Raw genomic sequence first — 688 nt, forward strand, 5'->3', positions numbered from 1 at the left:
AGCACCTCTGCCAGCGATCCACTGCGCAGTTGCTCGACGATATGGTAGTACGGCGTCTGCACCAATCCATACCCGGCTTCGCATGCAGCCAGGTAGCCGTCTGCGCTGTTTATTGACATCGCCTTGGACAGACTGAAATCACGCACCTGGCCGTCAATCAGGAACTCCAGGCCGTACCGTTTGTTGGAGCTGGCCGAGAAATACTCGATCACCTTGTGCTGCGGCAAATCTTCCAGCGTCAACGGTACGCCATGACGCTGCAGGTACTCGCGACTCGCGCAGGTCACTTGCGTCATGTTCGCCAGCGGCCTTGCCACCAGAGATTCATCCAGCGACGGCCCTGCGCGCACCACGCAATCTACGCCCTCACGAATCAACTGCACAGGACGATCACTCATGCCGATTTCCAGCTCGATCATCGGGTAACGGTCAGTGAACTGCGGCAATGCGGGGATCACGATCAAGCGCCCGAAACCCACCGGAATATCGATGCGCAATACACCTTGTGGCGCCTTGCTCGCCGATGAGAATGCGGCTTCGGTGTCTTCCAGATCGGTCAGCAGGCTGACACAACGCTGGTAATACGCCTGGCCGTCCAGGGTCGGACTGACATGGCGGGTGGTGCGTTGCAGCAACTGCACCCCCAAATGTGCTTCCAGTTGTTTGATCAGGATTGTCGCCGAAGCCC

The 688-nt window shown here is 58.4% G+C and carries 1 protein-coding gene; it reads right to left on the reverse strand.

Features of this window, described 5'->3' with window-relative positions; translation table 11 throughout:
- Positions 1 to 688: LysR substrate-binding domain-containing protein (locus K0F75_RS02455; RefSeq protein WP_257604248.1), on the reverse strand; the 688-nt coding region annotated here is incomplete at both ends.

Origin of the sequence: Pseudomonas sp. UMAB-08, assembly GCF_900095225.1 — a bacterium.
Classification (GTDB): Bacteria; Pseudomonadota; Gammaproteobacteria; order Pseudomonadales; family Pseudomonadaceae; genus Aquipseudomonas.